We start from the raw sequence: 25504 nt of genomic DNA, 5'->3' as shown, positions 1-25504 counted from the left end.
CTTCCGTAAAACCGGTAATGCTGCAGGTCCAAATAAAAAGCCTATTCATCTTTTCAATATTAGTTGAAAACCTCCTATTATTACATTTTGGCCATCCATTTGACAACCCTAAAATTATGTTATAGGGCCAAAAATGGTTGATACCTGCCCAAATATTAAGTAACTTAGTACCTAATCTAAAAACCCACAAAATGAAAAAAATACAAGTAGCAGCATTGGCGCTACTCATGGTAACGGCCTTTAGCTGCAAACAAGCCAATAAGGAAGAGCAAAAAACTGAAGAAACAGTTGCAACTTATAGTATTGTACAAGATTCCACCAATGTCCGTTTTACCGCTTACAAGACTACTGAAAAGAAACCGGTCGGAGGCACTTTTAAACAAGTGGAACTTACTTACGAAGGTGGCGAAACCCCAATGGAAACTCTTAATGGAATGCAATTTACGATTCCCGTAAGCAGCCTTTTTACCAACGATACCACAAATACCCGTGATCCCAAGATCATCCATTTTTTCTTTGATAAGATGATGGAGACCCAATCCATCAAAGGAACGTTTGCCTTTGATGCAAACAAAAAATGCTCTGTTAAATTGAGCATGAACGGAGTAACCACAGACCTTCCCATGGAGTATGAGGTTACACCGGACAATCACGTAAAATTCTCCGGGACCATGGATTTAAAAAACTGGAATGCCTTGGATGCCCTTGCATCTTTGAACAAAGCTTGTGAAGTGTTGCATACTGGTCCTGATGGAGTAAGCAAGACTTGGGAAGATGTTGCCATCAACGCAACCGTGTTCCTCAAAAAAATGTAGACGACCCGGTACTTCCAACGAAACACATACTTCAAGAACAAAAGGCTGCATAAATGCAGCCTTTTTCATATCTTACCTAAATCAATCTTGACCCCAATGGAAAAAATAAAGGAATACCCAAACGGCGATATTTCCGTGATATGGAAACCGGAACTCTGCCAACATGCAGGTATCTGTGTAAAAATGCTTCCCAAAGTATACAACCCCAAGGCAAGGCCCTGGATCACCGTTGAAAATGCCTCTACCTCCGAATTGAAGGATCAAATTTCCAAATGTCCATCCGGAGCATTGAGCTATAAAAACCTGGGGTAGTCATGGAAAACAAGCACCAACTTATCGACAATGCAGAGGCCAAACAATTTCAGTTTAATTTAGAGAATGGCATTGCAAAAATTGAGTACATCAAGGCCAAGGAGAAGATCTATCTCACCCATACCGAAGTACCACAAGCCTATGAGGGCAAAGGCATAGGATCGGAACTTATTCGCCAGACATTGGAACATATTAAAGAGCAAGGATGGACCCTCATTCCCCTTTGCCCTTTTGTGGCCATGTACATAAAACGCCATCCCGAATGGAAAGAATTGGTACTTAAGGGTATCAATATTGGATAACCTTTCAGTTTTCATATCTTTAGCGATCAGGCTATGCAATTGGAAAACCTCATACAGCAATTTCAACAAAAGGACAAAGCTGCTTTCGCAACCTTGTACCATATGTATGCTGACAATATTTGTGGGGTTATCAATGTGATTCTGAAAGATCCCGAAAGGTCGCAGGAACTTTGCCATGATGTTTTTATAAAGATCTGGGAAAAATCAGATCAATATGATACATCCAAAGGTCGATTTTTCACTTGGATCCTCAACATAGCCAGAAATACCGCCATCGACGAACTGCGTTCAAAATCGCATAAAAATCAAAAGAAAAACCTCTCTGTTGAATCTCTCGTAGGTATATATGAAAATAGTGAGGATTTAAACGGAAAAATAGATACCATTGGCCTGCAGTCCCTTTTAAAGGGACTCAAGGACAAGTGCATCCTTTTGATAGATTTGCTTTATTTTAAAGGATTTACACAAAAAGAGGTGGCCAAGGAGCTAAAAACTCCCATTGGCACCATAAAAACTAGGTTAAGGAGCTGTATTTCCGAAATCAGGAAGAACATGGCATGAGCATGGAGGTTGATAAATACATAGCATCAGGAATTTTGGAACTCTATGTTGCAGGGGCGCTAACGCCCGAGCAAAATTTGGAGGTACAACATTATGCCCTTCAATATCCGGAGATACAGAAGGAAATTGAAGCAATCGAACTTGCCATTTTGAAACTTGCTGCCTCTGTTTCCCCAAAAATGGCCGAGGACGGGTTTGAACAGATCAGGGCGGAATTGGATGATGTGATCCAATTCACCCCATCTGAATCCAAAAGGAAGGCGCCATGGGGCAATTACCTGGGTTGGGCCGCTTCGGTAGTTTTGGCTATAGGGCTTTTCTGGCTCTATACTGAAAACCGGGCCCTTAAATCGGAAATCGAGATCACCAGTCAAGAAAAATTGAAATTGGAAGAAACCTTGGTCAGTACAAGGGATGCCATTGTTCGTAAAGAGGCCCTTTTGGAGCAATTGAGGGACCAGCAAGTAACGGTCATTGCTTTAGGTGGACAGGCCGTTTCGCCCTCATCCTTTGCCAAAGCATACTGGAACAAAGAAGAGAACAAGGTCATCATAGATGCCCAAGGGCTGCCAGAACCTCCAGCAGGTTTTACCTATCAAGTATGGTCGCTCAAATTGGACCCTCTTACCCCAACAAGTATTGGTCTGTTAGATGACTTTTCAATTGAAAGCGACAGATTGTTCGTATTGGAAAATGCCAATGACTCCGAAGCCTTTGGAATTACCTTGGAACCCGAAGGGGGCAGTGCATCGCCTACCCTGGAACAACTCTACACCTTGGGTGCAGTTGGAAGATAAAAAGAAAGCGGCCGGATTAGTTCCAACCGCTTTCAGCATTCAAAATTGACCTAAAAAAACTTATAGTTTTAAACCCACACCAAATCCGAATATCCATGGGTTAATGTCCACATCCGCATCAACGGTTGCACCAAGTGCAGTGGTCGCATCAACGGTTGCAGTAGTGTTTAGAAATAGCTTTTTTACGTCAAAGTTCAAAAACCATTTATCGTTGAGCATGTAATCAAAACCACCTTGGAGGGCAAAACCGACAGCAGTATCATACTCTATATCATCGGCTACGGGTCCTTCATCCACTCCATAGAAAAGGGTCAGGTTTACCCCGGCACCCAAATAGGGAACAAAGTCTCCACCGGTAAAATGATATTGTCCGGTCAATGTTGGTGGCAAAAGCCATACACTACCCAAATCAATGTCGCCTGCATCGGTTCCAACAGCCTCTACATCGTGTTTTGTAGTGGCCAGGATCAATTCTGCAGACCAGTTCTCATCAAAAAAATAGGTAATGTCAAATTCTGGAACAACAGCAGTGGAAATGGACACATCCCCGCCAATGGCCTCAATATCGGCGCTTTCATCCGGGGTGACCACAATGCCCCTCAATCTAAATTGCCATTTGCTAAAATCGGTTGTCGGTGCGTCTTGGGACAACATCAAATTTGAAAATCCCAAAAATGTTGCCACTGCTAAAAGTATTGTCTTTCTCATTGTAAAATATTTAAGATGCGACAAAACTACCGAGCGGAATATTCCAAGAATATGATGTTTATCATTGGTCAATTTGTCTGAAAAACATCTAGTTGTTCAACTCAACATTTAAAGTTGGTAAGTTGAAAAGTTGGAACGGCAACCGGATCTTTACATCAAAACCATTTTTTCCTTTTGAAGATGATAATAGAGATGATGGTGACTACCAACATCAGTCCAAGCAGGATAAAATAGCCGTAGGGCCATTTTAATTCTGGGATGTTTTCAAAATTCATTCCATAAATTCCTGCCAAAAAGGTCAATGGTATAAAGATGACGGAAAAAATGGTAAGGGTTTTCATCACTTCGTTTAACCGATGTCCCTGAACACTGAAAAACAGGTTAATCTGGCTTTCCAGTTCCATGATGTCAGAATCAATGTCGTTGATCAGCCCACCGATTTGCTCCCGAAGTTCACTGAAATACTTGTTATGAAACCCCTTTACTTTGACCCTTTCCAGTTTTATAACAATGTCCCTGAGTCCATGCGAGGCCCTTTTAAACTCATTGATCATGGATTTTTTTTGCTCTACCTCGAACATGAACTCCGGAGTAGGCTCTTGTTTGATGATACCGTCCAGGGTATTGTTCATCAACACGAGTTCCTCATATTTTTCCTTGTAATTGGATATCAAGGTTTCCAAGATGAAGAACAGAAGATAATCTGCCTTCTTTTTACGGATAATACCTTTATTTTCAAAAATCCGGTTTCTTATCCAATCGAAATGATCTCCCCATTTTTCTTGAATGCACCAAATGAAATCTTTGGCGACGACAAAAAACATTTGTTCGGATTCTAAGTTATGATGTTCCGTTTTAACGATCCTGGCCGCTACAAATAACTGTTCCTCCAACTCGATGACCTTGTTCCCCATTTTTTGGTTAAGGAGCAAGCGGAGGAGGAAATCATCCAATTCGTTGCCCCCAACCATGGCACGGAACTCGTCCATATACTCCAGTCCGTAGGTATTCACCCAAGTGATGGAATTATCTCCCTTGGATAGTTTAGTGTCCTCGGCGAGGATAAATTTGCGATCGTAATAGCCTTCCGGGGAATAGTTGATGACCCATGTGTTTTTTTCAAATTCTGTTTCCATCATAGTACAAGTGAAACGGGTTATTTGTAGTTTAGACCATAAGTTAATCCAAATTTACAAGAACTCCCCATGATAGACCCAATGTCCTTTAAGACGGAAATTTTACTGACCGTGATCCTTCTGGTTGTTATCCTGACCTTGAACTCTTTAAGCAAAAGGGGCATCAGAAAATTTGGTAAGACCAGTGCCATAGATATGAATAGCCGCAAAATCATTTTTTATCTCAGCAATCTGTTGTTCTACATTTTGGCCTTTGTGGGTATTTCGTTGATTTGGGGCGTTAACCTGAAGGATTTTTCAGTTTTCCTTTCATCCATCCTTGCCATTGTGGGTATCGGTTTTGTGGCCCAATGGTCCATTCTATCTAACTTGACCGCCAGTGTGATCCTGTTTTTCAGTCATCCGTTACGACTTGGCGACCGTATCAGGGTGATGGATAAAGATTTTGATTGGACGGGCAAAGTTGAAGACATTAGCGGATTTTATCTATTCATGAGGACGGATGATGGCAGACGCATTACCATTCCCACCAATCTGGTGATCCAAAAAGGCATCGAGATCTTGAAACAGCACGAGGATTCCTCCGCAAATGATAAAAACCCATCATAGAGAACGCCATGGCAAAACCATGGCGCCCCATAAACAACAACCTAACACAGATCAATCAAATCCCTGCTCCATCATCAGTTTAACAAATGGTCGGTCCCTTTATAGTCCCGTTATCTGGGATTCCATTAACGGACCAAGTTCATACATAGAACCCAGCAGTTCTTTTTTTATATCTTCCATCTGCTGGGTTTTGCCATTAGCCTTATATATTTCAGCGGCCCGAAAAAGAATCGTGGGCTCAAAAGTTGCATTGGCAATATGGCCTTCTACCAATTCAAGGGCCTTTTTCTTTTCCCCTTTTTTCAGAAGACTATAGGCCAACCACCCATATGATTCCGGAGTTGGACGATTTTTTACTTCTTTTTGGGCCAAAGCCAGCGCTTTTTCATTAAAGTCGAGGTTCAAGTAGAAGTCCACATTATAGGCATTGTACATATCACCATACTTTTTATTTCGAACAAGTTTGTAAAAATCGTCCAGTGCTTGTACCTGGGCCATATCATCCCCCATGAAAGAGGCAACCTCGGCTTTAAGCAGATAGTATTCAGGGGATTTATTCTTGTTGATGATGGAGTCCAATATCCTTAAAGCTTCATTGCCATTGCGTTCATGTGAATACACGATCCATGCAATACCTTTTTTGGCGTGTGCACTGTAGGGATCCAGTGCCAAGGTTTTCAGGTACAGGCCATAGGATTCTTCAATACGCCCCGCGTGACCATAATAATCCGCCAAGTTGGAATATGACCATGATAATAGTCCTCTATTTTTAGATGATTCGGCCTTTTGTTTTGCCTTCTCCATAAACCGTATGGCCGTATCCAAATCTCCTTTGTGGTCATTCCATTTGGCCACACGGATCAAATAACCAAAATCGGACATGTTTTGGATGCTGTCCAGATATTGCTTTGCCACATCATAATTCCCCAATTCCATTTCAACATCGAACAAAAGCGATTGGGTCGCATTTACACCACTGCCAAAACTTCTGGCTTCCTGTGCCAGATCCAATGCCTCCCTAAACCTGTGTTGTGAAATGTAATTACGTGCAAGTGCCCTAAGATATCCTGCCTTACCCACCGCCGCAAACTCCACCGCCTTTTTCAAGGAACGTTCTGCCTTTTTTAGAAATTCAATGTTACCAGTACCCTTAAAATAGCGATCATACTCCCCCGATACATTGACAAGACTCAGTACTTGCAAACTGTCCGGCTTAATCTTGTTGTTCCAAAGCTCAAAATATTTGGATGTGGTTTCCATACTGTTATGGGACAAATACAGATCGTAATCCGCTTTATCGGTTTTGAACCTGGTTTCCTGTTCGCATGACAACAGATAGATGGATGCCATGATAAGGGTTATTGCATTCAAGTATATTTTTTTCATGGTGTTGTTGTTTTTAAAATTAGGGAGGGGAGCATTCCCCTCCCTATTTCCCTTTCATAGCAATTACTCAGGAGCTCCCAAATAGGGGAACATAGTAGAAATATCAGTTGTCAAAGAAACCCCGTCGGATGTCAACCTTGGCAGATCGGCCATACCGTCATCATCCAAGTCCTGCCCGCTAAATCGGTCGCCTTCCATACCCCCAAAAAATAAGATGAGGGATACATCAATGATATCGTCGTTTAGTCGTCTGCCCGTCAAAGCAACTTCATCTCCATCCGGCACAAGAATCCGTCCGTCATTGTCAAAGTCCGTTCCAGGATCAAAATAGGTTGTAGGAAGGTCTGGTGCCACCTCAAGTACATCGGCAGCCAAAACGGTGGTCAACGTAGCCGCATCCAAGCCAAGAATGTTGTTCTCATAGTTCACATCGGCAGGATCCAATCCCAATTTAAGGGCATATACATCATGGTATTGTTCCAATCGGGCCTGAAAACCAGCCTGGAACATGGCAGTCATTTCGGAGGGAATTGTGGTATTATGGGCATCCTTTATGCTGGGCTGCCCATCCATATCATAACTTAAAGTGGTATTGATGCCAGGTCTTCCTAGGTGATCTTGCTGTACAAAGGTCCCTGAAAAATCAACGGTCATCATATCATCATCCATCATGTCATCGTACATGTACATGGAATTGTCATCGTCATTACAGCCCACCAGTACTGAGGACAACACAGCCGCGGCCAAAAAGGTTCTATATCTAAGTTTCATACGTTTCATGGTTTATTGTTTTCTATTAGTTGTAACCCAGGTCTTATATACTGAAAGTCCCAGCGCATTGGTAGCGGTGGGTACCCCCAACATGCTGTTAGGAATCTCTACCACTATGGACATGGTGTTGGCCCCATCAAAGGTATCTGCCGCCTCCCCTACAGGTAAAAACCCGCCAGGTGCGGAACCCAATTCGGGCGAAATCACGGCATTGAACTGAAAAAAATCAAAGAAAAAAGGATCTTGCCTTGGACCGGCGAAAAGGGAAACACCCTCATCCGTGGTTTCCACAATCGCAGTTGAACCCGAAATCTGGACATCCCCTAAAAGGAAATCCGTATAGACCATACTGGATAATCCGGTTTGTGTTGGGGCTGTCGGACCAAAAAAGTACATTTTTCCATCGCGAGCAATGGCTTGGATAACTTGGTCTTCAACAAGGTCGCCATCCAGATCAATATTGATTTCGGTCAAGACATCCTCATCAAAAGTTCCATAAGCGAGGTCAGGTAAAACATTGGATTGTAGGTCAACTACAAATACCGTGTTATTAGAACCTTCGGTAGGTTCAAATGCATAAAAATCGGCTATATCCGCAGAAGTACCAGCCGATGACGGGGCATCGATATGGTCTGCCGCAATCAGCGTGGCAAGAACCACAGCCAAGCCGGATAAGCCAAAAACAAATTTGAGTGATTGTTTCATAATGATGTAAGTTTTAAGTTTCATACACCCCTACCTACGGAACCTTTTTTGGGGTGGTTTGGTTTTTTATGTTAAAAAAATCTTAACGTAATTTTCATGGTGCCACATGGAATTCATCCAAAGAATGTCCCTTTTTTTGTTTTACTTTGACCCGCAAACCTAGATCAATGAACCCTTCTGCATCTGGTTGGATCAACAAGTTTGGTCACCTTGTCAACAATGAGTCCTCACCTTATGGGAGCTTTGATAGCCTATACAAAGACCTCAAAGCGCATGGTTTTATATATGGGGTTCACCTGAACATTCCCCCCTTTATTGAGGTGGAACATACCCTTAGCGAGGACGAGATAGCCAAGATCAATTTGTTGACCGCTCTCTATTTTACCTATACTTTTGAAAAAGGAAAAACCGATTTTACCCAATTTGTAGATACTGTTTTTGCCTACTATCAATCCCTGGAAGTAGGCAGGATTTCGTTCCTGAACAAGATTTTGACCGGTTCTAAAACTGAGTCCCAACTGGAAAAACTGATTGATTCCAGAATCTATTTAAGTGGCAATACATTCAACCGTACGTTTGGAAACAGCTTGACTAATTCGTTGCTTTATGTGGATGTGTTGATCTTTATGACCTACCTACAAGGAAAAATGGATGTGAAGCAACACGGTCAACTTTTGGAATACGTTACCATCAACATTGCCTACCATGCACTGAACTCTAAAGAGGAGCATGAAACTGATGCCAAGCTCATCCAATTATTAGGTTCTTCATTAAGTTTTGTGGACCTGGACAAAGCAAAATTCGATGGGTCCTATCTGGATCTTTTGGACCAAAATTTCAACTCTTTTGAGAAGGATTATTTTTTGGATATGGCCTGCTTGACCATATGGGAAGACAAGTCAGTCGACTATACCGAATCGGACTATATTTTTGGTCTTGGAAAGGACCTTGGCAAGTCTGAAAAAGAGGTGCGGGCCGAGCTTGATTTTGTGATGGATTTCTTTGAAAAAAATCGAGAAAAAATAGCCTATTTAAACGACAAAAATTTGGCCGTCCAGTTCTACGAAGGAATGTCCAAAAACGTGAGTAAACTCATTTTGAGAAACAGCAAACGACTCAAAAAAGAGCTAGCCGAGAGTAGGGAATTGGTTGCCCTTTTATCCAAATCGACTGTGAAAGATCTGAGTGCCGAAGAGAAGAAAAAAGTGCAGAACCAACTGCTCGATATTTTTAAAAGCATTCCCTCATTGGCCATTTTTATGCTACCTGGTGGAGCCGTCCTCTTGCCTATTTTCATCAAGCTAATACCCAAGTTGCTCCCTTCCGCTTTTGACGACAACAGAATAGAGAAAAACTAGCCTTTTTCACTTAAAAAATCCATTATAAGAAAAATTTATAGTGGATTTTTTTTATATATATTTACATTGATTTTCATGTTATTAAATAACATCATTCCAACCATAACTTAAAGTCTTTTACCCGCTCCCTGCTTACTATGATTTCCTGCTCGTTAAAACGGTTCAACTTGATTTGGAGCCTTGAATTGGTGTATGAAATGATATCTCCTATGTGGTTGACATTCACATAAAATTTGCGGCTTACCCTAAAAAATGCTTGGGGAGAAAGTTCCTCGTCCAATTGCTCCAGCGTGGTATCCAATAAATAATTTCTACCATCGGAAGTGGCTGCGTAGGTGCCCTTGTTTTCACTGTAAAAACATTCCACATCATCGGCGTTGATGATCTTTAAATGTTGCCCTACCCTCACCGTAAATCGTTTTTTATATTCCCGCTCCAAGGGGTTCACCAAAAGCTTTTTTATGTCGTTGAAATCAACTGAAATTTTTTGGTTTTCAGGTTTAAAATTCCGGTACTTTTTTACAGCGGTTTCGAGCTCTTCATCATCAATAGGTTTTAGGAGATAATCGATGCTGTTCAACTTGAAAGCCTGGAGTGCATATTCGTCATAAGCAGTGGTAAAAATGATGGCACTTTTTACCTCTACCACATCGAAGATTTCGAACGAAAGTCCGTCTGATAATTGGATGTCCAAAAAGATTAGATCGGGGTGCGGGTTGTTCTGGAACCACTCGATGGATTCATCCACGGAATGGAGCATGGTGGACACCTCTATTTGCTGTTCTGACAACAACCTCGCCAATCGTCTCGCAGCCGGTTTTTCATCTTCGATGATGATCACATTCATACGTTCTGTTTTATAATTTTCTAAAGAAAGGTTTCATTTTTATCCCTTTCCAAGTATGCTTCAATTTTCCTTTTTTCCCACTTTTTGATAAAAGGTCGCCCAAAGACCACAAGTCCCTGAACAAAAATCACCGCCGCCCAAATTAGAATGACGGCAATGATATTCCAATCCAACCACTCCACAAAATTAGGGTCGGCCTCTTTGTTCTTTTCCGCCATCACATCCAAAATAGCTCCTTTGGCAGACAGCATCAAAACACTGATGAAAATGAACAGTGCCACGTGGGCATAAAACCCTTTGATAGCCCCCACCTTTTTCTTGGCCACTTCATAAGAATTATAGACTTCCATTTTGCTCATTTAAATTCATCCACTCCTTCCTCTTCCTTCTCCAAATATTTTTGAATCTGACGTTCTTCCCAATTTTTCAACAGTGGAATTTTATGTCGAAAGGTATATAAGGCATGTACGGCCAAAATCAATCCCCAAATAAAAATGTTACTGGTTACCCAATCAAAGTAATACGGTTCTGTTGGGAACCATTCGGGCATCAAACGGTTCAATGTGCCGGTTTTTAGCAGATATAACAATCCGTTGATGACGATAAAGATTTTTACATGTCGGTAAAAACCCATATATTCTTTCACTCGCTTGGAGGCTCTTTCGTATTTCCGGTTTAAATTTTCCAAAACTTTGATTTATAAGTATTTGTTGATGTCCTCCTTATCCTTATCGATATACTTCTGGATCTGGCGCTCTTCCCAATCCTTGCCCAAAAGCGGGTTTGCCCCAAATACCTTTGCTGCATGGAAGGCCAATCCCAATCCCCACCCGAACAAGGTAAGAAAATGGGGCCATTGCCAGAAATTGTCAGTCTGCACATAAATGTTCACCAAAACAAACGTGTTTATCACCACATAAATGCTTAGGTGAACATAGAACCCTTTCAACTCTTCGACCCTTTTTTTGGCCCTTGTATATTTGTCGTTTTCTAAATTTTCCATGGTTATTTCCATTTATCGGTATTTTCTTCTTCTTTCATAAACTCCTCAATCTTACGCTTTTCCCAGTTTCTTCCAAATAAGGGATTAAGATCGAACACTTTAATGGCATGGAACATCAATCCGATACCCCATCCAAAAGCGGCCCATAAGAACCACATGTAACCAAAACCGTTGCTGTAATAATTGATAAATGCCAATCCGGATATGACCAGGACATAGGATGTAAGGTTCCCGTAAAACTTTTTAAGTTCATCCACCCGTTCCTTGGCGCGGAGGTATTTGTTTTCTCTGTTAGAATTTTCCATGACTTTGGTTGTTGATGTGGTCTGACAGTTAAAGATACTCATTGTTAAAAATTATCGCTGTTCATAAATTCTTTGATCTTGCGTTCTTCCCAGTCCTTACCTAATAATGGGTTTCTACCGGAAGCGGACAACCACATACCGATAAGGCCCATACCCCATCCTACTGCCGGAAAAATGGCCCAGGGAAAACTGGTGGTGCGGTAATTGATATAGACCAAAACCGGGATTATGATACAATACGCGAACAAACTATTGTAGAAAGCCTTAAGGTGACATACTCTTTTTTTGGCCCTCTCATAACTGCTTTGTGATACATTTTCCATGTCTGTTTGATTTTTAAGTTATTGATATACCAAAAGTCGCAAGCTAAAAGGAGGATTGAAAAACTTGGTTCTTGAATTGTTGATTTTGAAGGATGAACCGTAGGAAGGGGGAGTTTAACATGAAGGTTGAAGGACCAGAGGTGAAGGGTGAATGAATTTAATCTGACATCCCATTTCTGGGATCAGTTAATTGATGATTGGTCATTGACAATTGTTGATTGAACTAAAAATCATCCTTTTCCATAAGTTCGCGGATCTTGCGTTCTTGCCAACGTTTACCCCACAGTGGGTTATAACCAAAAGCTTCCATGCCGTGGGCAGCAACACCAAATCCCCAACCTATGGTTGGAAAGAAGGCCCAAAGAAAATCCGTGGTACGCAAATTAATCCACCACAAGAAAGGAATCACGATGCAATAGGCAATAAGGTTGCCGTAGAAGTCCTTAATGGCTTTTACACGCTCCTTGGCCTTGGCATACCGCTTTTCTTCAATATAGCTCTCCTGAGAAGCCACTATAGAATATTTTTGGGTAAGCATGGGAAGGGCAACACTGAAATCTATATTTGTCTTGTTGATGATTACAGCACGATCGGTCAAAATTTGATATCGTTGCCGAATATTCTGCAGACCTACCCCACTGCTCTTTTTCACCACCTGCTTTTCTTGAAGGTTGTTGGTCACCACCAACATGCCACCCTGTTCAAAAACTTTTATATGAAGCGGTTTGGAACTGGTGACCACATTATGCTTAACCGCATTCTCCAGTAACAATTGCAAGGAAAGTGGAACAATCTTGGCATCGGGCTGGGTGCATTTCTCGGGAATATCGAAAATAATGCTGTCCTCAAAACGCATCTTTAACAGACGAACATAGGTGCGTGCAAAATTTAGCTCCTCGTCCACCGTTACCAAATCCTTGTTCTTTTGCTCCAGAACATAACGGTATACTTTGGAAAGCGATGTGGTGAATTTTTGGGCCTGTTCTGGATCTTCTTCGATCAAACTGGTGAGCACATTCAAGCTGTTGAACAAAAAATGGGGATCCAACTGGTTTTTCAGGGCATCAAAGCGCGCCGATGCCGACCCTGCAATGATTTTTTGCTCCTTTACCTGGCGCTCCTTGTAATACTTATAAAAATAGGCGGCATAGAACAGTAGCGCGACCACCATCGATATAAAAAAGGAGTTGACATAGTACTGTGGTCTTTCCGACATCAAAAAAGCGTCAAAAGGCATTTTGTGCATGATTACCTTCAACAAAACCCTTGACAGGAAAATACCGATTATGGAGGCTACAATATTGCCCAGGATACCATAACCAATGTACTTCCGGGTGAAGAGTTCTTTGTTGTACTTGCGCATCAACAGAATGAAAGAGGCCGCATTACAGAGATAGATGGTCATGGAGAAAATCATACTTTCCCAAAACTCGGACCACAGTTCTTGCATGGTAAATTGCCAGCCGTTTAGGAAAAGAATAATGAGGACCACCAGAAAAATGGCGACCCCCACTAAAAACGATTTGAATATTTCCTTAATGATAAGCTTCATTCTGTCTTATTTACATGCCGCCAATACCTGCTCTGCCCTTTCTTTGCCCCATGACGGATAAAATGGTGTATCGGATTTAAAGGTAGCAAAAAGTTCCAACGCCCTTTCCACATCCTTGCAATACGGTGCGGTATCCTTTCCAAAATAGCGAGCAGCTCCCATATCCCATTCCGCTTTGGAAAAAACTACTCGGGGATTGTTCGGGTCCAACTCTAGGGCTTTTTGGTACAATTGCACGTTCTTTTGGGACATGGTCATGCCATAGGTTGCCCCATCAAAAGCGATCCATGCCGTGTTGATCAATGCCTCCTGTATCAAGATTTCGGGATTATCAGGTGAAATGGCCTTGGCCACATCCAAAAATTCACGGGCCTTTTCCAATTGTTTGCTCAGTTTCTCTTCGTCCTTTTCTCCAAAGGAGACCACGGTATTCACCTGTGAAACATAATAGTAGGGCAACCAATTATCGGGTTCGGCAGTGGCAATCCGTTCGAATAGATTGGAAGCCTCTACCGTTTTTTGATTTCCCCACAACTCAAAGGCTTTTTCCATTCCCTTGGTGTATTGGTCCTTGGCTTGTGCCTGTACTTGGGCAACTGAGGTTCCAACAAGCAATAAAAGTGTTATCAGTTTTTTCATGACTTTGTTTTAATTGATTTAGATGGTCCAAAATTGATCATGTCCTAGCACAACCAAAACAAAGAATAACCGAGTTGTCAATTATAGGGGATGGATCGTCATAATGAAGTCAAAAAGAAGCTTTCAGGGTTTTGGGGCTATCATTGATAATAGCCTGCAGTTCTTGAAAAAAGACAAAGAATATCTTAAAAAAACCTGTAGTTTATCGAAAAAAGCAGCCCAAATAGGCTGTTTTTCAGTGTTTGCACGTATTTAGGGAAACATTTTTATTAAATAAAACCCCTTATTTATGAGAACTAAAATCTTTTATTTTGCATTGAGCCTTGTATTACTTGTCTTTGTTGGATGTTCCAATAACGCTGGCAATGGAGGAAATGGCGATACCATGGGTAGGCTTACCCTTCAATTGACCGATGCCCCTTTCCCTTTTGATATGGTGGCAGAGGCCAACGTAACCGTTTTTAAGGTGGATGCAAGATTGGTAGACAGTGAAGATGAAGATGTGGAAGGAGATAGTGAAGAAGACGGCTATCCTTTCGTTACCTTAATGGAAGAAGAAATCCCGGTAAACCTTTTAGATCTTACCAACGGTGTGACCCAAGAATTGGCAGATTTGGATGTTCCTGCAGGCACCTATGACCTGATCAGGGTGTATGTAAAAGGTGTGAATGTGGTGCTTACGGATGGGCGTACTTTTGACCTTACCGTACCCAGTGGCCCCCAAACAGGCATCAAAGTTTTCTTTGACCCGGCACTTACCGTTGCCGGCGGATTAAGTAGTGACCTTTTATTGGATTTTGACGTTAGCCGCTCCTTTGTGGTCAAAGGCAGCACCACCAAAGTGGATGGTATTACCGGTTTCAACTTTAAGCCTGTGATCAAAGTTAGCAACCTTTCCACTGCGGGAACCTTGAGTGGTTTGGTGACCACCATGGACGGTGAAACACCCGTTGCCCTCGAAAATGCTGAAATTGTGGTAACAAACCTGGACGATGAACCAGTGACTTCCGGGTCTACTGATATTGATGGTGCCTATGCCATCATGGGATTGGATGCCGGTACTTACAAAGTGTATTCTTCCTTGAACGGATACGTTACCAGCGAAACCTTTGAAGTGGAAATCGTGGCAGGAAACAAGACCACCCAAGATTTTGTACTTGAAGCGGTAGCAGTAGAGGCAGGAAATTAACCTAACAGCCTCTTCAAGATAATAGGGCGGGACATTGGTCCCGCTTTTTTTATGTCCATTTTTAACCGATCTTCGTGGTTTACAATTTAACTGTTTATCACCACAAACCATGTACATCCCTGCCTATTACGAGAACAAAGATTTACCGGAAATCAAGAGATTTCTAGCAGAAAACAGTTTCGGCATCTTGGTCAATGTTGTGGACAACAGACCTTGGGGCACCCACATTCCATTGGAATTGGAAAAGGACAAGGAGGGGCGGGACATATTGGTTGGACATATTGCAAAAGCCAATCCGCAATCCAAGGTTTTGGGAAAGGACAATGAGGTCTTGTGCATCTTCAATGGTCCACACGCCTATGTCTCTTCATCTTGGTACAAAGAGGAGGAAGTTCCTACTTGGAATTACATTGCCGTGCATGTCTATGGGAAATTGGATCTTTTGACCGAGGAAGAAACCATGGCTTCCATGCACCGATTGGTGGACAAGTATGAAAAAAGCTCCAAAAACCCGATTTCGCTTGACAACATATCGCCCAAAACCTTACGACAGGTTAAAGGGGTTGTAGGGTTTCAAATTTTGATATCTGACATCCAAGCCACTTACAAACTATCCCAAACCCGGCCCGAAGACCATGCCGTGATCATTTCGGAGCTTGGTGAAAGGGAAGATCCGGGCAGTAAGGCCATTGCCCAAAACATGCAAGGAAAACAACAATAATCTTTACTCGATATCTTGAAATATGGCATCTGCCCAATTGGAATACCTTGGGTTTTCCACGTGCATGATCCACAATTCATTGGTGTACTTACCCTTTAAGTTGGATTGATAGGCCGCCAAGGCATCCTCATTTTCCTGATATTTGGCCAAGTACACATAGTTCAGTCCATTATCCGGGTTTTTGAAGTATTGGGCCTCCAGTCCTTGGGACTTCAATTTGGCCATAAAGTTCTTCAAGTTGGTCTCGTTCTTGAATACGTTCGCCACGATATAATGTCCTTGGCCCACACCATCCAAGTTGATATACTTTTCAATCGGCTTATAGGCCCCTCCATGAAATTTTCCCTCAGCCTTTTTATCTGCCACTTTTGTTGGTTTATCCTTGGGAGTGTTTTCCGCCAACGCGGATTTTTCAATGGAACTATAAATAGAATCCAGGTCTTTGCTGTCCGCTAGATAGAGCTTCTGGGCTTTATCCTCTATTTCGGGAATCTTGTTTCCCGTGTGCCTTTTTACAATGCGCATGACCATCTCAAAACGTTTCTCCATATCACGTTCCCTATTCTTTTCAAGGGAATCCATGCGGTATACCAGCTCATTGATAACGGCATAGTTATCTTCTTGCTGGGCTTTTAATTCTTTTAACTGGGCCTCCCAAAATGCCAAATCCTCCTTGTTGTTGGGTCTCAAAGTTGTCTCTACATCCAACTTGCTCTTTTTGGAATCGGATTCCTTATCCAGATTGTCTGTAACCTCGGCAGCAGCGACTTGCTTGGTATCCTTCTTCAACTCGTCGTTATCAACAATAAATGTGTTTTTGGAAAGGTTGGGAATAAAGGTATAGGCAATGGAAATTTCGTGGGTGATTCCCAAATTGGCATTGGTATTGCCCAAATTTTTCTCAAAATTGTACCCAAAGGAAAGTCTGCGGTTCAAATTGAAACCTGCTCCCGCAGAAGCACCATAAAACTGGTCATATCCTCCTTGTATCCATCCCAATTTGGGCAGGTCCATGATAATACCTCCACCAAAAACCGGGTCGTTGTTTCCCTCAAAACGAGCCCTTGCCAAGGGTAACAAACGGCCGTCTTCAAAGACCCCGTACCCATTTTCAAACTCATAGGTATATTGTAGATGGCCAGAAAACGTTTTGTTGTCCAAAGCGGTCAAGGATTTTCCTGATTTGATATTGTAATCCACTAGATTTTGGGCAAACACCCCAATATCAAACTTGCCCAACGAAAGGTTCAAACCGGGTTGAAAGGAAATAATGGAACTTTCCGTTGCGTCGTCCAAAAGGGGGTCCTCTTCAAGGGTAACGGCCCTGCTTGGATCATAACTACTCACGTAGTAGGGAATATTGACCCCAAAGGTAAGGCTGCTCTCTTCACCCAATTTAATGCCATGGGAATAGTTGGCCATCACCCCCAAGTTAGAAATGACACCTTCTTGCTGGTTGTACAGACTGAAACCCACACCCACCATATCGTTCAATCTACCACTGTAACTCAGGAAATAGTTCTGTCTATTGTTATCGAACGCGGCGCTTTGACTGCGATGAAACAGGTTCACATAGGATTTGTCTTCCCGAACCGCTGAAAATGTAGGGTTGATCAAAAATCGGTTGAATTTCAACAAATTTTGAAAAGGAACATCGTAGCTTACATAAGGATTGCTTTCCTGGGCCGCCACATTATGGGCCAGGAACATGATGATCAGAATTGGCAACAGTGCATTTTCAGCACATCTTAGGGGTAATTTTTTGAAAAATAGTAGTAGTCTTATCTCCATAGCCGATTGGATTAAGTAGGTTAATGTGCCTGTTCGGGATAGGCGGATATGTGTTGTTTGGTCTCATTAGCAAGATTTGGGACTTGTAAGAGTTTTATTACTAAATGTAATACAATATTAAATAAAATATCGCCAATGAGCCAATTTTTTCGTTGAACGGCACCATCACTCCTCAATTTAACACATTCATCAAGTGATAATTGGCCCAAACCTTCCAAATTAGATTTAATTTTGAAGCATTAATCTCGATTGAACCATGATGTCAGAAACCATAACCATCATCCCGTATTCGGATAAATACCAAGATGATTTTAGGCGATTGAATGAAGAATGGATAACCAAATACTTCAAAATGGAAGAAATGGACCGCATGTCACTCCATCATCCCAAAGAATACATTTTGGACAAGGGTGGTTACATTGCCGTGGCCTTGATGGGCGATATTGCCGTTGGGGTTTGTGCCCTTATTCCCAGTAATCGTGAAGACTATGAATTTGAGTTGGCCAAAATGGGCGTTTCCCCTCTTACCCAAGGTAAGGGAATCGGAAAACTATTAGGGCAACACATGATTCAAAAAGCCAAAGCTTTGGGTGCCAAAAAATTGTACTTGGAAAGCAACCGAATACTGACGCCTGCCCTATCACTGTACCAAAAACTTGGATTTGTGGAAATGGTAGGGGCCACATCGCCTTATGAACGCAGCGACATTCAGATGGAACTACTACTCAATTAGGCTTTAACGATTGATGGCCCCTCATATTAACCTATATTTTATTACCTAATCCCTATGTAAATAAGAAAATTTTGGATCTTAAATTTTCTTACCTGGTTTAAAATGAGTAACTTAAAAGCTCACGACTAAAACTAAACACCCATGGGAACAGTAAAAAACCTGAATAAGTGGGCCAATGCACACACTTATTATCCACTGGATTTAATACGAATATTTCTCGGTGTATTTCTTTTTATCAAAGGCATCGAATTCATAACCAATTATGAAGAGATGGCCGAAATGGCACGGCCGTTTCAAGACCTTCCTGGCGGCATGATCATTCTTCATTATATTGCCCCTGCGCATTTTGTGGGCGGTATTTTGATCGTTGTTGGACTTCTCACCCGTTGGGCATCCATTGCCCAACTTCCAATACTTGCAGGGGCCATTTTGGCCAATTTTTTGGGAACCATGCACACGACCAATCTCATCTTGGCCATACTGATGTTCATAGCCTGCATCTTTTTTGTGGTTTATGGTTCTGGAAAGCATTCTGTAGATTATTATCTAAAAATGCAGAAATGATTACAGGTTGTCCAATTGGTTGCTTTTCTTATCGGAACTGATGGTCCAAAAGAAACCCACAAAGACAAAACTGTCCGCAGGAGGGGTAATGGCCCTTCGGTTGTAGACTCCTTCCATGTTGGGCCCATCGGCATACTGATAATTACTCACATTCTTGAATCCCAACATATTGCTGACCGAAAAGTATAGAATCTTCTGCTGATCTATCAAATAGGCCCAATTAAAGCTCAGATTATTGTAAGATCGGGTCTTTTCTCCCATAAAAGTGGACGTATTTGGATTGTTATATGGCCTTCCCGATCCATAGGAATAGGAGAACCCTATCTGTGATCTTAGTTTATCCACCCAATATTTGGTCACCACGGAAAGGTTGTGTTGGGCGGCAAAATTGGGAGTGGCACTTGTTGGAAAGTTGGCATAGTCCCTTTCCGTATCCAAATAGGAATAAGAAACCCAATAATCCAAGTGCTCAATACTCTTGTTATCTCGCCAGAATAGGTCCAACCCCGTTGCATACCCTTCACCTGAATTGGAATATTGGGAACTAAACTCAGGCATTTCCGTGTTATACTTCACGAATTGATCATAATCCTTGAAATATGCTTCTGCACGAAAGGTCTTGCCTTTACCCACATATTGGTAATTCAAAATGTAGTGGGAGGCTTTTTCAAACTGCAGGTTGTTTTCAAATTTCACGATGTCGGAATTCGGTCTTTGGTAAAAATCACCATAGGCCAAGGAAAACTGCCCAAATTCCCCTGGTTTGTAGGCCAAAGCCATTCTTGGCGAAAGGTTGAATTCATCCAGAAGGGTGCTCTGTTCTGCCCTAACCCCCAACTTCAAGGCAAACTTGTTGCTCAAGAAAATATCGGACTCCATGAAACCTGCCCAAAGGTTTTCATCATATCCAGTATTGAAATTGGTTCCTTCAAAATTGGTATAGCCTTGATCGTATTTTGACATGAATACCTCTGCCCCAAAATTAAGATCAAACCTGCTGCTGAAGTTTTTCCTGGCTTTTATTTTTATATGGGATGCCGTCTCCTTTGTATCTACTTTATCGCTTTCAATACCGATGTCATTGGTATCCCAAGCAATGCTGGCACCACTGGTCAAGCTCCAATCATTTTGAAAAAAATACTTATAGGAAGAGTTAAAGTAAAGGTTGTTATTGGTCAATTGAAAGTGAACATAATCAACATAGTTGATGTCTTCCTGCTCAATATCCAGATTGGAGTGGTTAAATCCCGTATAAAGTTTGAACATGCTCTTTTCACCTTTACTTCTAAAAACAGCCTCGCCAGAAAACGACTCATAGGGATTCCTCCAATTTACTCCATTTGTGGAGGGCAATAATGCTTCGTAAGGCGCAAGGTTGATGTACGAAGTGTTCAAACTTAGAGATTGGTCTCCCCAAATTTCGGTATGTCCCAAACCGGCACCGACAGACATAATGGAAATATCGGTCTTTTCCTGATCCGGAACATCCGAAGTGTTCAACAGCAACACGCTGGAAAGTGCCTGCCCATACTCAGCTGAATAACCTCCTGTACTAAAGGTAATTCCCTTAAAAAGAAAGGGCGAAAACCTACCCCGAGTGGGTGTATTGTTAGCGGTGGCACTGAACGGTTGGAATACCCGGAGCCCATCAATGAACACCTGGGTCTCGTTGGCCGATCCTCCCCTTACGAACAAACGGCCATCCTCATTGACCGTTGTAGTACCCGGCAAGGTTTGAAGTGCCGCCACAAAATCGCCTGCTGCTCCCGCAGTGGTTACAATATCCAATGGCTTCAACACGGATACTTTGGAATTGTCCCCAGCTTCAAAGGTGCCGGCTGTCAAGGTGACTCCAGAAAGGGAATTGATGGCCTCCGCCAGTTGGATCTTCAAATCCTTGAAGTAAGAAACGTCACCGATCTCGTAATGAGGCTCGTAGGACAACATGGAAATCACCAAGGTTTGGGCACCTGTTTCCTCCGTTTCAAAAGTAAATCTACCGTCTTTGTCGGTAGAGGCTCCATCATAAGTGCCTTCCAAATATACATTGGCACCCTCGATCGGGGTTTTCTTGGCATCAGTTACGATTCCCGAAACCGTGGTCTGGCCAGACAGGAATCCTAGTGGTAAAAAAAGTACGAATACGATAATAATGTTTTTCATGACTGTTCATTTGATTGTTGCCGCAAAATTGACCAGACATCAGTTGCCAAACCAATAGGATATACCCAACTGTTGATTTTTAATGATGAATTGGAACGGCAATTTTCCCATTACAGTTCATACCCGAAAATTGACAATTCGGTAGATTGTAATTTTTAAAGAAAGAGTTGCATGCGAGATTTGTGGCAACAAAACATCAAAAACAAACCCTATGAAAACTGTTACACTAGCATTGAGTTTTTTGTTCGTCAGCATTGTTGCCATGGCACAGGAAAGGACCGGCACCAAGATCACCGTTACCATTGACAACATTTCCAACAACGAAGGAAAGGTATTGGCAAGCCTTCACACCATGGACACTTTCATGAAAGGACCTGGTGTGCAAAACCAAGAAAGCAAAATTGAGAATGGGAAAGTAGTATTTACTTTTACCGGTGTTGCCCCTGGAACTTATGCCATAATGGCCTTGCATGATGCCAATGAAAATAACCGTATGGACTACCAATCCAATGGAATGCCAAAGGAAAGTTACGGCATGTCCGGGAACGATATGTCGTTTGGCCCTCCAAGTTTTTCAGCTTCCAAATTTGAAGTGGGTGGTGATGATTTGGAACTTACCATCCGATTTTAGTCAAACAATACCTCATCAATCAACAACGTTAAGCCCGCTTATAGCGGGCTTTTTTAGTAGTGGTTTTTAAAAAGGTTTCGATTAATCTTTGGGGCTTTGGTGCCGTCGACCACAAAAATAAAGACTAATTCATGCCAAAGGTTTGCTCCAAAGCGGACGGAATTGTATTCGCCATTGCCTGGTATTTGGCAAAACGAAGCTCCACTTGTTTTTGGGCCATATCCATCCATATGGAATTCGGCTCCAATGCCCTATCAAACATATTTTTGAATCGGCCTTCCATCAACAGGTATTCCGATAAAGGAATGCTTGGAACTCCCGAATCCAATTGCAAATTGGGCAACCCATTAAGAGTCCTTCTTGGGTCATTTCGGTATAACAACCATTGCCCCGATGCCACCGCCGCCTTATGATACCTGCTTGGAAATTGGGTTTCAATACCATGTGAAGCACTATGGCAGTATGCAATGATAAGGGAGGGTCCATCATGGGCCTCTGCTTCCAAAATAGCTTGAAGTGTTTGCTGTTGGTCGGCTCCTATGGCCACTGATGCCACATAAACATCTTCATAGTTCATAGCCAAAAGCCCCAAATCCTTCTTTTGTTTGAATTTCCCTTTGAAGGCAAACTTTGCAGAAGCCCCAAAAGGGGTAGCTTTTGACATTTGTCCGCCAGTATTGGCATATACCTCGTTGTCCAACACCAGAATATTAACGTTCTTCCCTGAAGCCAAAACGTGATCCAGACCACCATATCCAATATCGTAAGCCCAACCATCCCCACCGATGATCCATACACTTTTCTTGACCAAACTATCTGCTGTGTTCAGAAGTTGGGCTGCAATTGGGTTGATCAACAACAATAATTCCGCCTTGAGTTTTGCTACCCTTGTCCGCTGTTGATTGATTTCCACCTCCGTAATTTGATTGGCATTTAAAATGGCAGATGCCAATCCATTGGATAATTCCGATGCGAGTTGTTTTAACAATGACCTAGCCCTTTCGGTCAATTGATCCATGGACAATCGGTACCCCAAACCAAACTCGGCATTATCCTCAAAAAGCGAATTGGACCAGGCCGGACCTTTTCCCTCATGGTTTTTGGACCAAGGGGTTGTAGGTAAGGCACCCCCAAATATAGAACTCGCTCCTGTTGCATTGGCCACGATCATCCGATCTCCGAACAATTGCGATATCAATTTCAAATAAGGCGCCTCCCCACATCCATCCTCACCCATAGGATATTTGAACAGCGGTTCCTGTAGTTGTTGTTGACTTATTTTGAAAACATCCAATCGGTTACGATCCATTTCGGGAAGGGTTTCCATAAACGTCCAGTTGGTTTTGGCCTCATCGGTTTTTCCCACACTTTTTTCCATGACCAATGCCTTAGCAGGGCAGGCATCCGCACAGTTTTGGCACCCTGTACACTTGTCGGGGTTCACCTGTATGGTATAGCTCATCAAATCAAAACCTTCCTCTTGAAAGGGTACAAAATCAAAAGAATCCGGTATAACCATCCCATCAGGTTCAAAGGCCTTGATCCGCAATGCTGCGGAAGGACAAGCCATACTGCAAGCCCCGCACTGGGTACATAGATCAGTGTCCCAAACCGGTAAAGCTTCAGCCAAAGTTCTCCTATTGTACTCAGAAGTCCCTGTTTCATAGGTGCCATCAACAGGAAACAAACTCACAGGTAGGTCATTGCCTTTTCCAGTCAATTGCCCTTCCAATAAGGTCAAAGGTGTCCTTTCTGGCATATCAGCGTCCTCAATGGTTTTAGATACATCTATCATCCCCAATGCATCAGGTGTTATTTCCTGTTGTAACAGACTCAAATACGCCGCGTGTAATGGCGATACCTCCTTATGGTTTGAAAATTGTTTCGAATCCATGACATAAAGTTTTATATTCTTTTGTTGTATTAATGACTTAATCGGCCCTTCTAAACAGAACCAAAACTTCTCCGGTTCCAATTTGGACAACACAATCAATTTTCCGCCTGGTTTGATACGATCCAAAACATTGTCATTGGTGACAAATTTGGCATCTTCACAGAGGACAACATCCGCATTGGCTATCAAATAGGGTGCCTTGATGTTCTCCATGGAATACCTTAAATGGGAAACATGACGGGAATCGGATTTTTTATAATCGATTTCCATATAACCTTGCACCCGCACATCCAAATGCTGGGAAATGAACTTACTAAACTGCGCAAATTGAACCATCGTTGTTGCCGTCTTGGTTTCATAAAAAAGCACTTGCTCGTGCACTAAAGGCAAATCAAAAGATTCCACCGTTAAGCCACTTTGGGTAACATCGTCAGTTATTCCAACGGTAAAGTTATTTTTAGGTTTTACTTGTTTCATATTTACGACCACCGCCTGAACCATGGCAGGCGTGAATTCCTTAGATCCCAAGCCATATCTACCGCCCAATACTTTTGGAATTTGCTGAAATCTATCCGACTGCACTACTGCGTTGGACACATCCAAGTAAAGCGGCTCACCCATGGAACCTGGTTCCTTGGTACGGTCCAAAACCGTGATGGCCTTGCAGGTCTTTGGCAAATTTTCCAATAGCAATTCCCCGCCAAATGGACGGAACAATCGAACTTTCAACAACCCGATTTTTTCCCCTTGGGAATTCAAATAGTTTATGGTTTCTTCGATTGTTTCCGTTGAGGATGTCATCGATACCAAAACCTGTTCGGCATTGGGGTCACCCACATACTCGAATACTTGATATTGCCTTCCGGTAAGTTGGGCAAACCTATCCATACAATTTTGAACAATTCCAGGACAAGTCTGATAATAGGTGTTTACTGCCTCCCTGCCCTGAAAAAATACATCAGGACCTTGTGAGGTACCTCTTAAAACAGGTCGATTGGGGTCCAAGCCCCTTTCGCGATGAGCGTCCACAAATTTGGGATCGATCATGCCTTGGATCACAACATCATCCACCAATGCTATTTTAGATATTTGATGGGAGGTACGGAATCCGTCAAAAAAATGCACAAAAGGAATCCTTGACTCCAAACTGGCGGCCTGGGCAATCAACGCAAAATCCATCGCCTCCTGTACGGATGCCGACCCCAAAAAGGCATACCCGGTTCCCCGAACGGCCATTATATCGCTATGGTCACCAAAAATGGAAAGTGCATGTGTTGCAACCGACCTGGTGGCCACGTGGATCACATTAGGGGTAAGTTCGGCAGCAATCTTGAACATGTTGGGCATCATCAACAATAGACCTTGTGATGAAGTAAAGGTGCTGGTCAACGATCCGGTCTGCAGGGCACCGTGCATGGCCCCAGCAACACCAGCTTCACTTTGCATTTCGAAAGCGGAAGGAACGTTACCAAAAATATTTTTATGCTGAAGGGCACTCCATTCCTCTACCAGTTCCGACATATCGGAAGAAGGGGTAATGGGATAGATCGGAAATACCTCATTGGTACGATACGCCATATGGGCTACCGCTTGATTGGCATTTACGATGATGTGCTCCTTATTTTTCATTTTATGAACTGATGAATGGTTTGATGGTAATTAAATTGAATAAGCCGCCCGAGAATAAGG

Annotated in this window: 28 protein-coding genes; 12 read left to right on the top strand and 16 right to left on the bottom strand. The window is 42.4% G+C overall.

Translation table 11 applies throughout. The features are described from left to right. The first annotated feature begins 191 nt into the window (after positions 1-191). The 5 genes from GTK07_RS11215 to GTK07_RS11195 all read left to right on the top strand — a co-directional run bounded on the left by GTK07_RS11215 (position 192) and on the right by GTK07_RS11195 (position 2787). The gene (locus tag GTK07_RS11215; protein WP_163635336.1) at positions 192-815 is read left to right on the top strand and encodes a hypothetical protein; all 624 of its coding nucleotides are present in this window, start codon (positions 192-194) and stop codon (positions 813-815) included. A gap of 96 nt (positions 816-911) precedes the next feature. Further along, positions 912-1127: a (4Fe-4S)-binding protein gene (locus GTK07_RS11210; protein WP_163635335.1), complete on the top strand. Its 216-nt coding sequence runs from the start codon at positions 912-914 to the stop codon at positions 1125-1127. Positions 1128-1129: 2 nt separating this feature from the next. Further along, the gene (locus GTK07_RS11205; RefSeq protein WP_163635334.1) at positions 1130-1429 is read left to right on the top strand and encodes a GNAT family N-acetyltransferase; all 300 of its coding nucleotides are present in this window, start codon (positions 1130-1132) and stop codon (positions 1427-1429) included. A 33-nt stretch (positions 1430-1462) separates the two neighbouring features. Further along, positions 1463-1990, top strand: a complete 528-nt coding sequence (locus GTK07_RS11200; protein WP_163635333.1) for an RNA polymerase sigma factor — start codon at positions 1463-1465, stop codon at positions 1988-1990. Beyond that, positions 1987-2787, top strand: coding sequence for an anti-sigma factor (locus tag GTK07_RS11195; RefSeq protein WP_313790803.1), 801 nt, complete (start codon positions 1987-1989; stop codon positions 2785-2787). The genes GTK07_RS11200 and GTK07_RS11195 overlap by 4 nt, the downstream gene beginning before the upstream one ends. Positions 2788-2847: 60 nt before the next feature. Here the strand turns inward: GTK07_RS11195 and GTK07_RS11190 are convergent, their stop codons facing one another. Together GTK07_RS11190 and GTK07_RS11185 are read right to left on the bottom strand one after the other, a co-directional pair. After that, positions 2848-3495, bottom strand: coding sequence for an OmpW/AlkL family protein (locus GTK07_RS11190; RefSeq protein ID WP_235932777.1), 648 nt, complete (start codon positions 3493-3495; stop codon positions 2848-2850). 155 nt (positions 3496-3650) lie between these two features. Beyond that, entirely contained in the window at positions 3651-4634 is a 984-nt protein-coding gene (locus GTK07_RS11185; protein ID WP_235932776.1) for a CorA family divalent cation transporter, read from the bottom strand. A 66-nt stretch (positions 4635-4700) separates the two neighbouring features. On the opposite strand from GTK07_RS11185, the gene GTK07_RS11180 reads away from it, so the two are divergent. Next, the gene (locus GTK07_RS11180; protein ID WP_163635332.1) at positions 4701-5240 is read left to right on the top strand and encodes a mechanosensitive ion channel family protein; all 540 of its coding nucleotides are present in this window, start codon (positions 4701-4703) and stop codon (positions 5238-5240) included. Positions 5241-5339: 99 nt separating this feature from the next. Here GTK07_RS11180 and GTK07_RS11175 read toward each other — a convergent pair whose 3' ends face one another. The 3 genes from GTK07_RS11175 to GTK07_RS19445 all read right to left on the bottom strand — a co-directional run bounded on the left by GTK07_RS11175 (position 5340) and on the right by GTK07_RS19445 (position 8102). Next, complete coding sequence (locus tag GTK07_RS11175; RefSeq protein ID WP_163635331.1) at positions 5340-6626, bottom strand: tetratricopeptide repeat protein; 1287 nt, start codon at positions 6624-6626, stop codon at positions 5340-5342. A gap of 63 nt (positions 6627-6689) precedes the next feature. Then, the gene (locus GTK07_RS19450) at positions 6690-7397 is read right to left on the bottom strand and encodes a DUF4331 family protein (protein WP_163635330.1); all 708 of its coding nucleotides are present in this window, start codon (positions 7395-7397) and stop codon (positions 6690-6692) included. 12 nt (positions 7398-7409) lie between these two features. Further along, positions 7410-8102 (bottom strand): DUF4331 family protein, encoded by a 693-nt coding sequence (locus GTK07_RS19445; RefSeq protein ID WP_163635329.1) that lies wholly within the window; start codon positions 8100-8102, stop codon positions 7410-7412. Between the two features lie 167 nt (positions 8103-8269). Between GTK07_RS19445 and GTK07_RS11160 the strand changes: the two genes are divergently transcribed. Continuing rightward, positions 8270-9460: an LETM1-related biofilm-associated protein gene (locus tag GTK07_RS11160; protein ID WP_163635328.1), complete on the top strand. Its 1191-nt coding sequence runs from the start codon at positions 8270-8272 to the stop codon at positions 9458-9460. Between the two features lie 91 nt (positions 9461-9551). Here GTK07_RS11160 and GTK07_RS11155 read toward each other — a convergent pair whose 3' ends face one another. From GTK07_RS11155 to GTK07_RS11120, 8 genes are all read right to left on the bottom strand, one after another. Next, entirely contained in the window at positions 9552-10307 is a 756-nt protein-coding gene (locus tag GTK07_RS11155; protein ID WP_163635327.1) for a LytR/AlgR family response regulator transcription factor, read from the bottom strand. A gap of 20 nt (positions 10308-10327) precedes the next feature. Further along, positions 10328-10657, bottom strand: coding sequence for a 2TM domain-containing protein (locus GTK07_RS11150; protein WP_163635326.1), 330 nt, complete (start codon positions 10655-10657; stop codon positions 10328-10330). A gap of 5 nt (positions 10658-10662) precedes the next feature. After that, the gene (locus GTK07_RS11145) at positions 10663-10995 is read right to left on the bottom strand and encodes a 2TM domain-containing protein (RefSeq protein ID WP_163635325.1); all 333 of its coding nucleotides are present in this window, start codon (positions 10993-10995) and stop codon (positions 10663-10665) included. A 9-nt stretch (positions 10996-11004) separates the two neighbouring features. Then, a complete protein-coding gene (locus tag GTK07_RS11140) occupies positions 11005-11310 on the bottom strand; it encodes a 2TM domain-containing protein (RefSeq protein WP_163635324.1) in 306 nt (101 codons plus the stop codon). 2 nt (positions 11311-11312) lie between these two features. Further along, positions 11313-11615, bottom strand: a complete 303-nt coding sequence (locus GTK07_RS11135) for a 2TM domain-containing protein (protein ID WP_203583780.1) — start codon at positions 11613-11615, stop codon at positions 11313-11315. Between the two features lie 44 nt (positions 11616-11659). Continuing rightward, positions 11660-11938, bottom strand: a complete 279-nt coding sequence (locus GTK07_RS11130) for a 2TM domain-containing protein (RefSeq protein WP_163635322.1) — start codon at positions 11936-11938, stop codon at positions 11660-11662. Positions 11939-12161: 223 nt separating this feature from the next. Further along, on the bottom strand, positions 12162-13490 hold the full coding sequence (locus tag GTK07_RS11125; protein WP_163635321.1) for a 2TM domain-containing protein: 1329 nt from the start codon (positions 13488-13490) through the stop codon (positions 12162-12164). Between the two features lie 6 nt (positions 13491-13496). Next, entirely contained in the window at positions 13497-14129 is a 633-nt protein-coding gene (locus GTK07_RS11120; protein ID WP_163635320.1) for a tetratricopeptide repeat protein, read from the bottom strand. Positions 14130-14418: 289 nt separating this feature from the next. Here GTK07_RS11120 and GTK07_RS11115 point away from each other — a divergent pair, with 289 nt between their 5' ends. Both GTK07_RS11115 and GTK07_RS11110 read left to right on the top strand, forming a co-directional pair. Next, positions 14419-15318 (top strand): DUF4382 domain-containing protein, encoded by a 900-nt coding sequence (locus GTK07_RS11115; RefSeq protein ID WP_163635319.1) that lies wholly within the window; start codon positions 14419-14421, stop codon positions 15316-15318. 109 nt (positions 15319-15427) lie between these two features. After that, entirely contained in the window at positions 15428-16039 is a 612-nt protein-coding gene (locus GTK07_RS11110) for an FMN-binding negative transcriptional regulator (protein ID WP_163635318.1), read from the top strand. A gap of 3 nt (positions 16040-16042) precedes the next feature. On the opposite strand, the gene GTK07_RS11105 is transcribed toward GTK07_RS11110, so the two are convergent. Further along, on the bottom strand, positions 16043-17830 hold the full coding sequence (locus GTK07_RS11105; RefSeq protein ID WP_163635317.1) for a PorP/SprF family type IX secretion system membrane protein: 1788 nt from the start codon (positions 17828-17830) through the stop codon (positions 16043-16045). A 256-nt stretch (positions 17831-18086) separates the two neighbouring features. Between GTK07_RS11105 and GTK07_RS11100 the strand changes: the two genes are divergently transcribed. Beyond that, positions 18087-18563, top strand: a complete 477-nt coding sequence (locus tag GTK07_RS11100) for a GNAT family N-acetyltransferase (RefSeq protein WP_235932775.1) — start codon at positions 18087-18089, stop codon at positions 18561-18563. A gap of 141 nt (positions 18564-18704) precedes the next feature. Then, positions 18705-19127, top strand: coding sequence for a DoxX family protein (locus GTK07_RS11095; protein WP_163635316.1), 423 nt, complete (start codon positions 18705-18707; stop codon positions 19125-19127). On the opposite strand, the gene GTK07_RS11090 is transcribed toward GTK07_RS11095, so the two are convergent. Further along, a complete protein-coding gene (locus GTK07_RS11090) occupies positions 19128-21290 on the bottom strand; it encodes a TonB-dependent receptor (protein ID WP_163635315.1) in 2163 nt (720 codons plus the stop codon). Positions 21291-21501: 211 nt separating this feature from the next. Here GTK07_RS11090 and GTK07_RS11085 point away from each other — a divergent pair, with 211 nt between their 5' ends. After that, positions 21502-21921, top strand: a complete 420-nt coding sequence (locus tag GTK07_RS11085) for a DUF2141 domain-containing protein (RefSeq protein WP_163635314.1) — start codon at positions 21502-21504, stop codon at positions 21919-21921. Between the two features lie 124 nt (positions 21922-22045). On the opposite strand, the gene GTK07_RS11080 is transcribed toward GTK07_RS11085, so the two are convergent. After that, positions 22046-25444, bottom strand: a complete 3399-nt coding sequence (locus tag GTK07_RS11080; protein ID WP_163635313.1) for a 4Fe-4S binding protein — start codon at positions 25442-25444, stop codon at positions 22046-22048. Positions 25445-25504: the final 60 nt, after the last annotated feature.

Origin of the sequence: Flagellimonas sediminis, assembly GCF_010500845.1 — a bacterium.
GTDB lineage: Bacteria > Bacteroidota > Bacteroidia > Flavobacteriales > Flavobacteriaceae > Flagellimonas > Flagellimonas sediminis.
The sequence above is the reverse complement of the archived record's forward strand: the minus strand, read 5'-3'. Positions and strand labels throughout refer to the sequence as shown.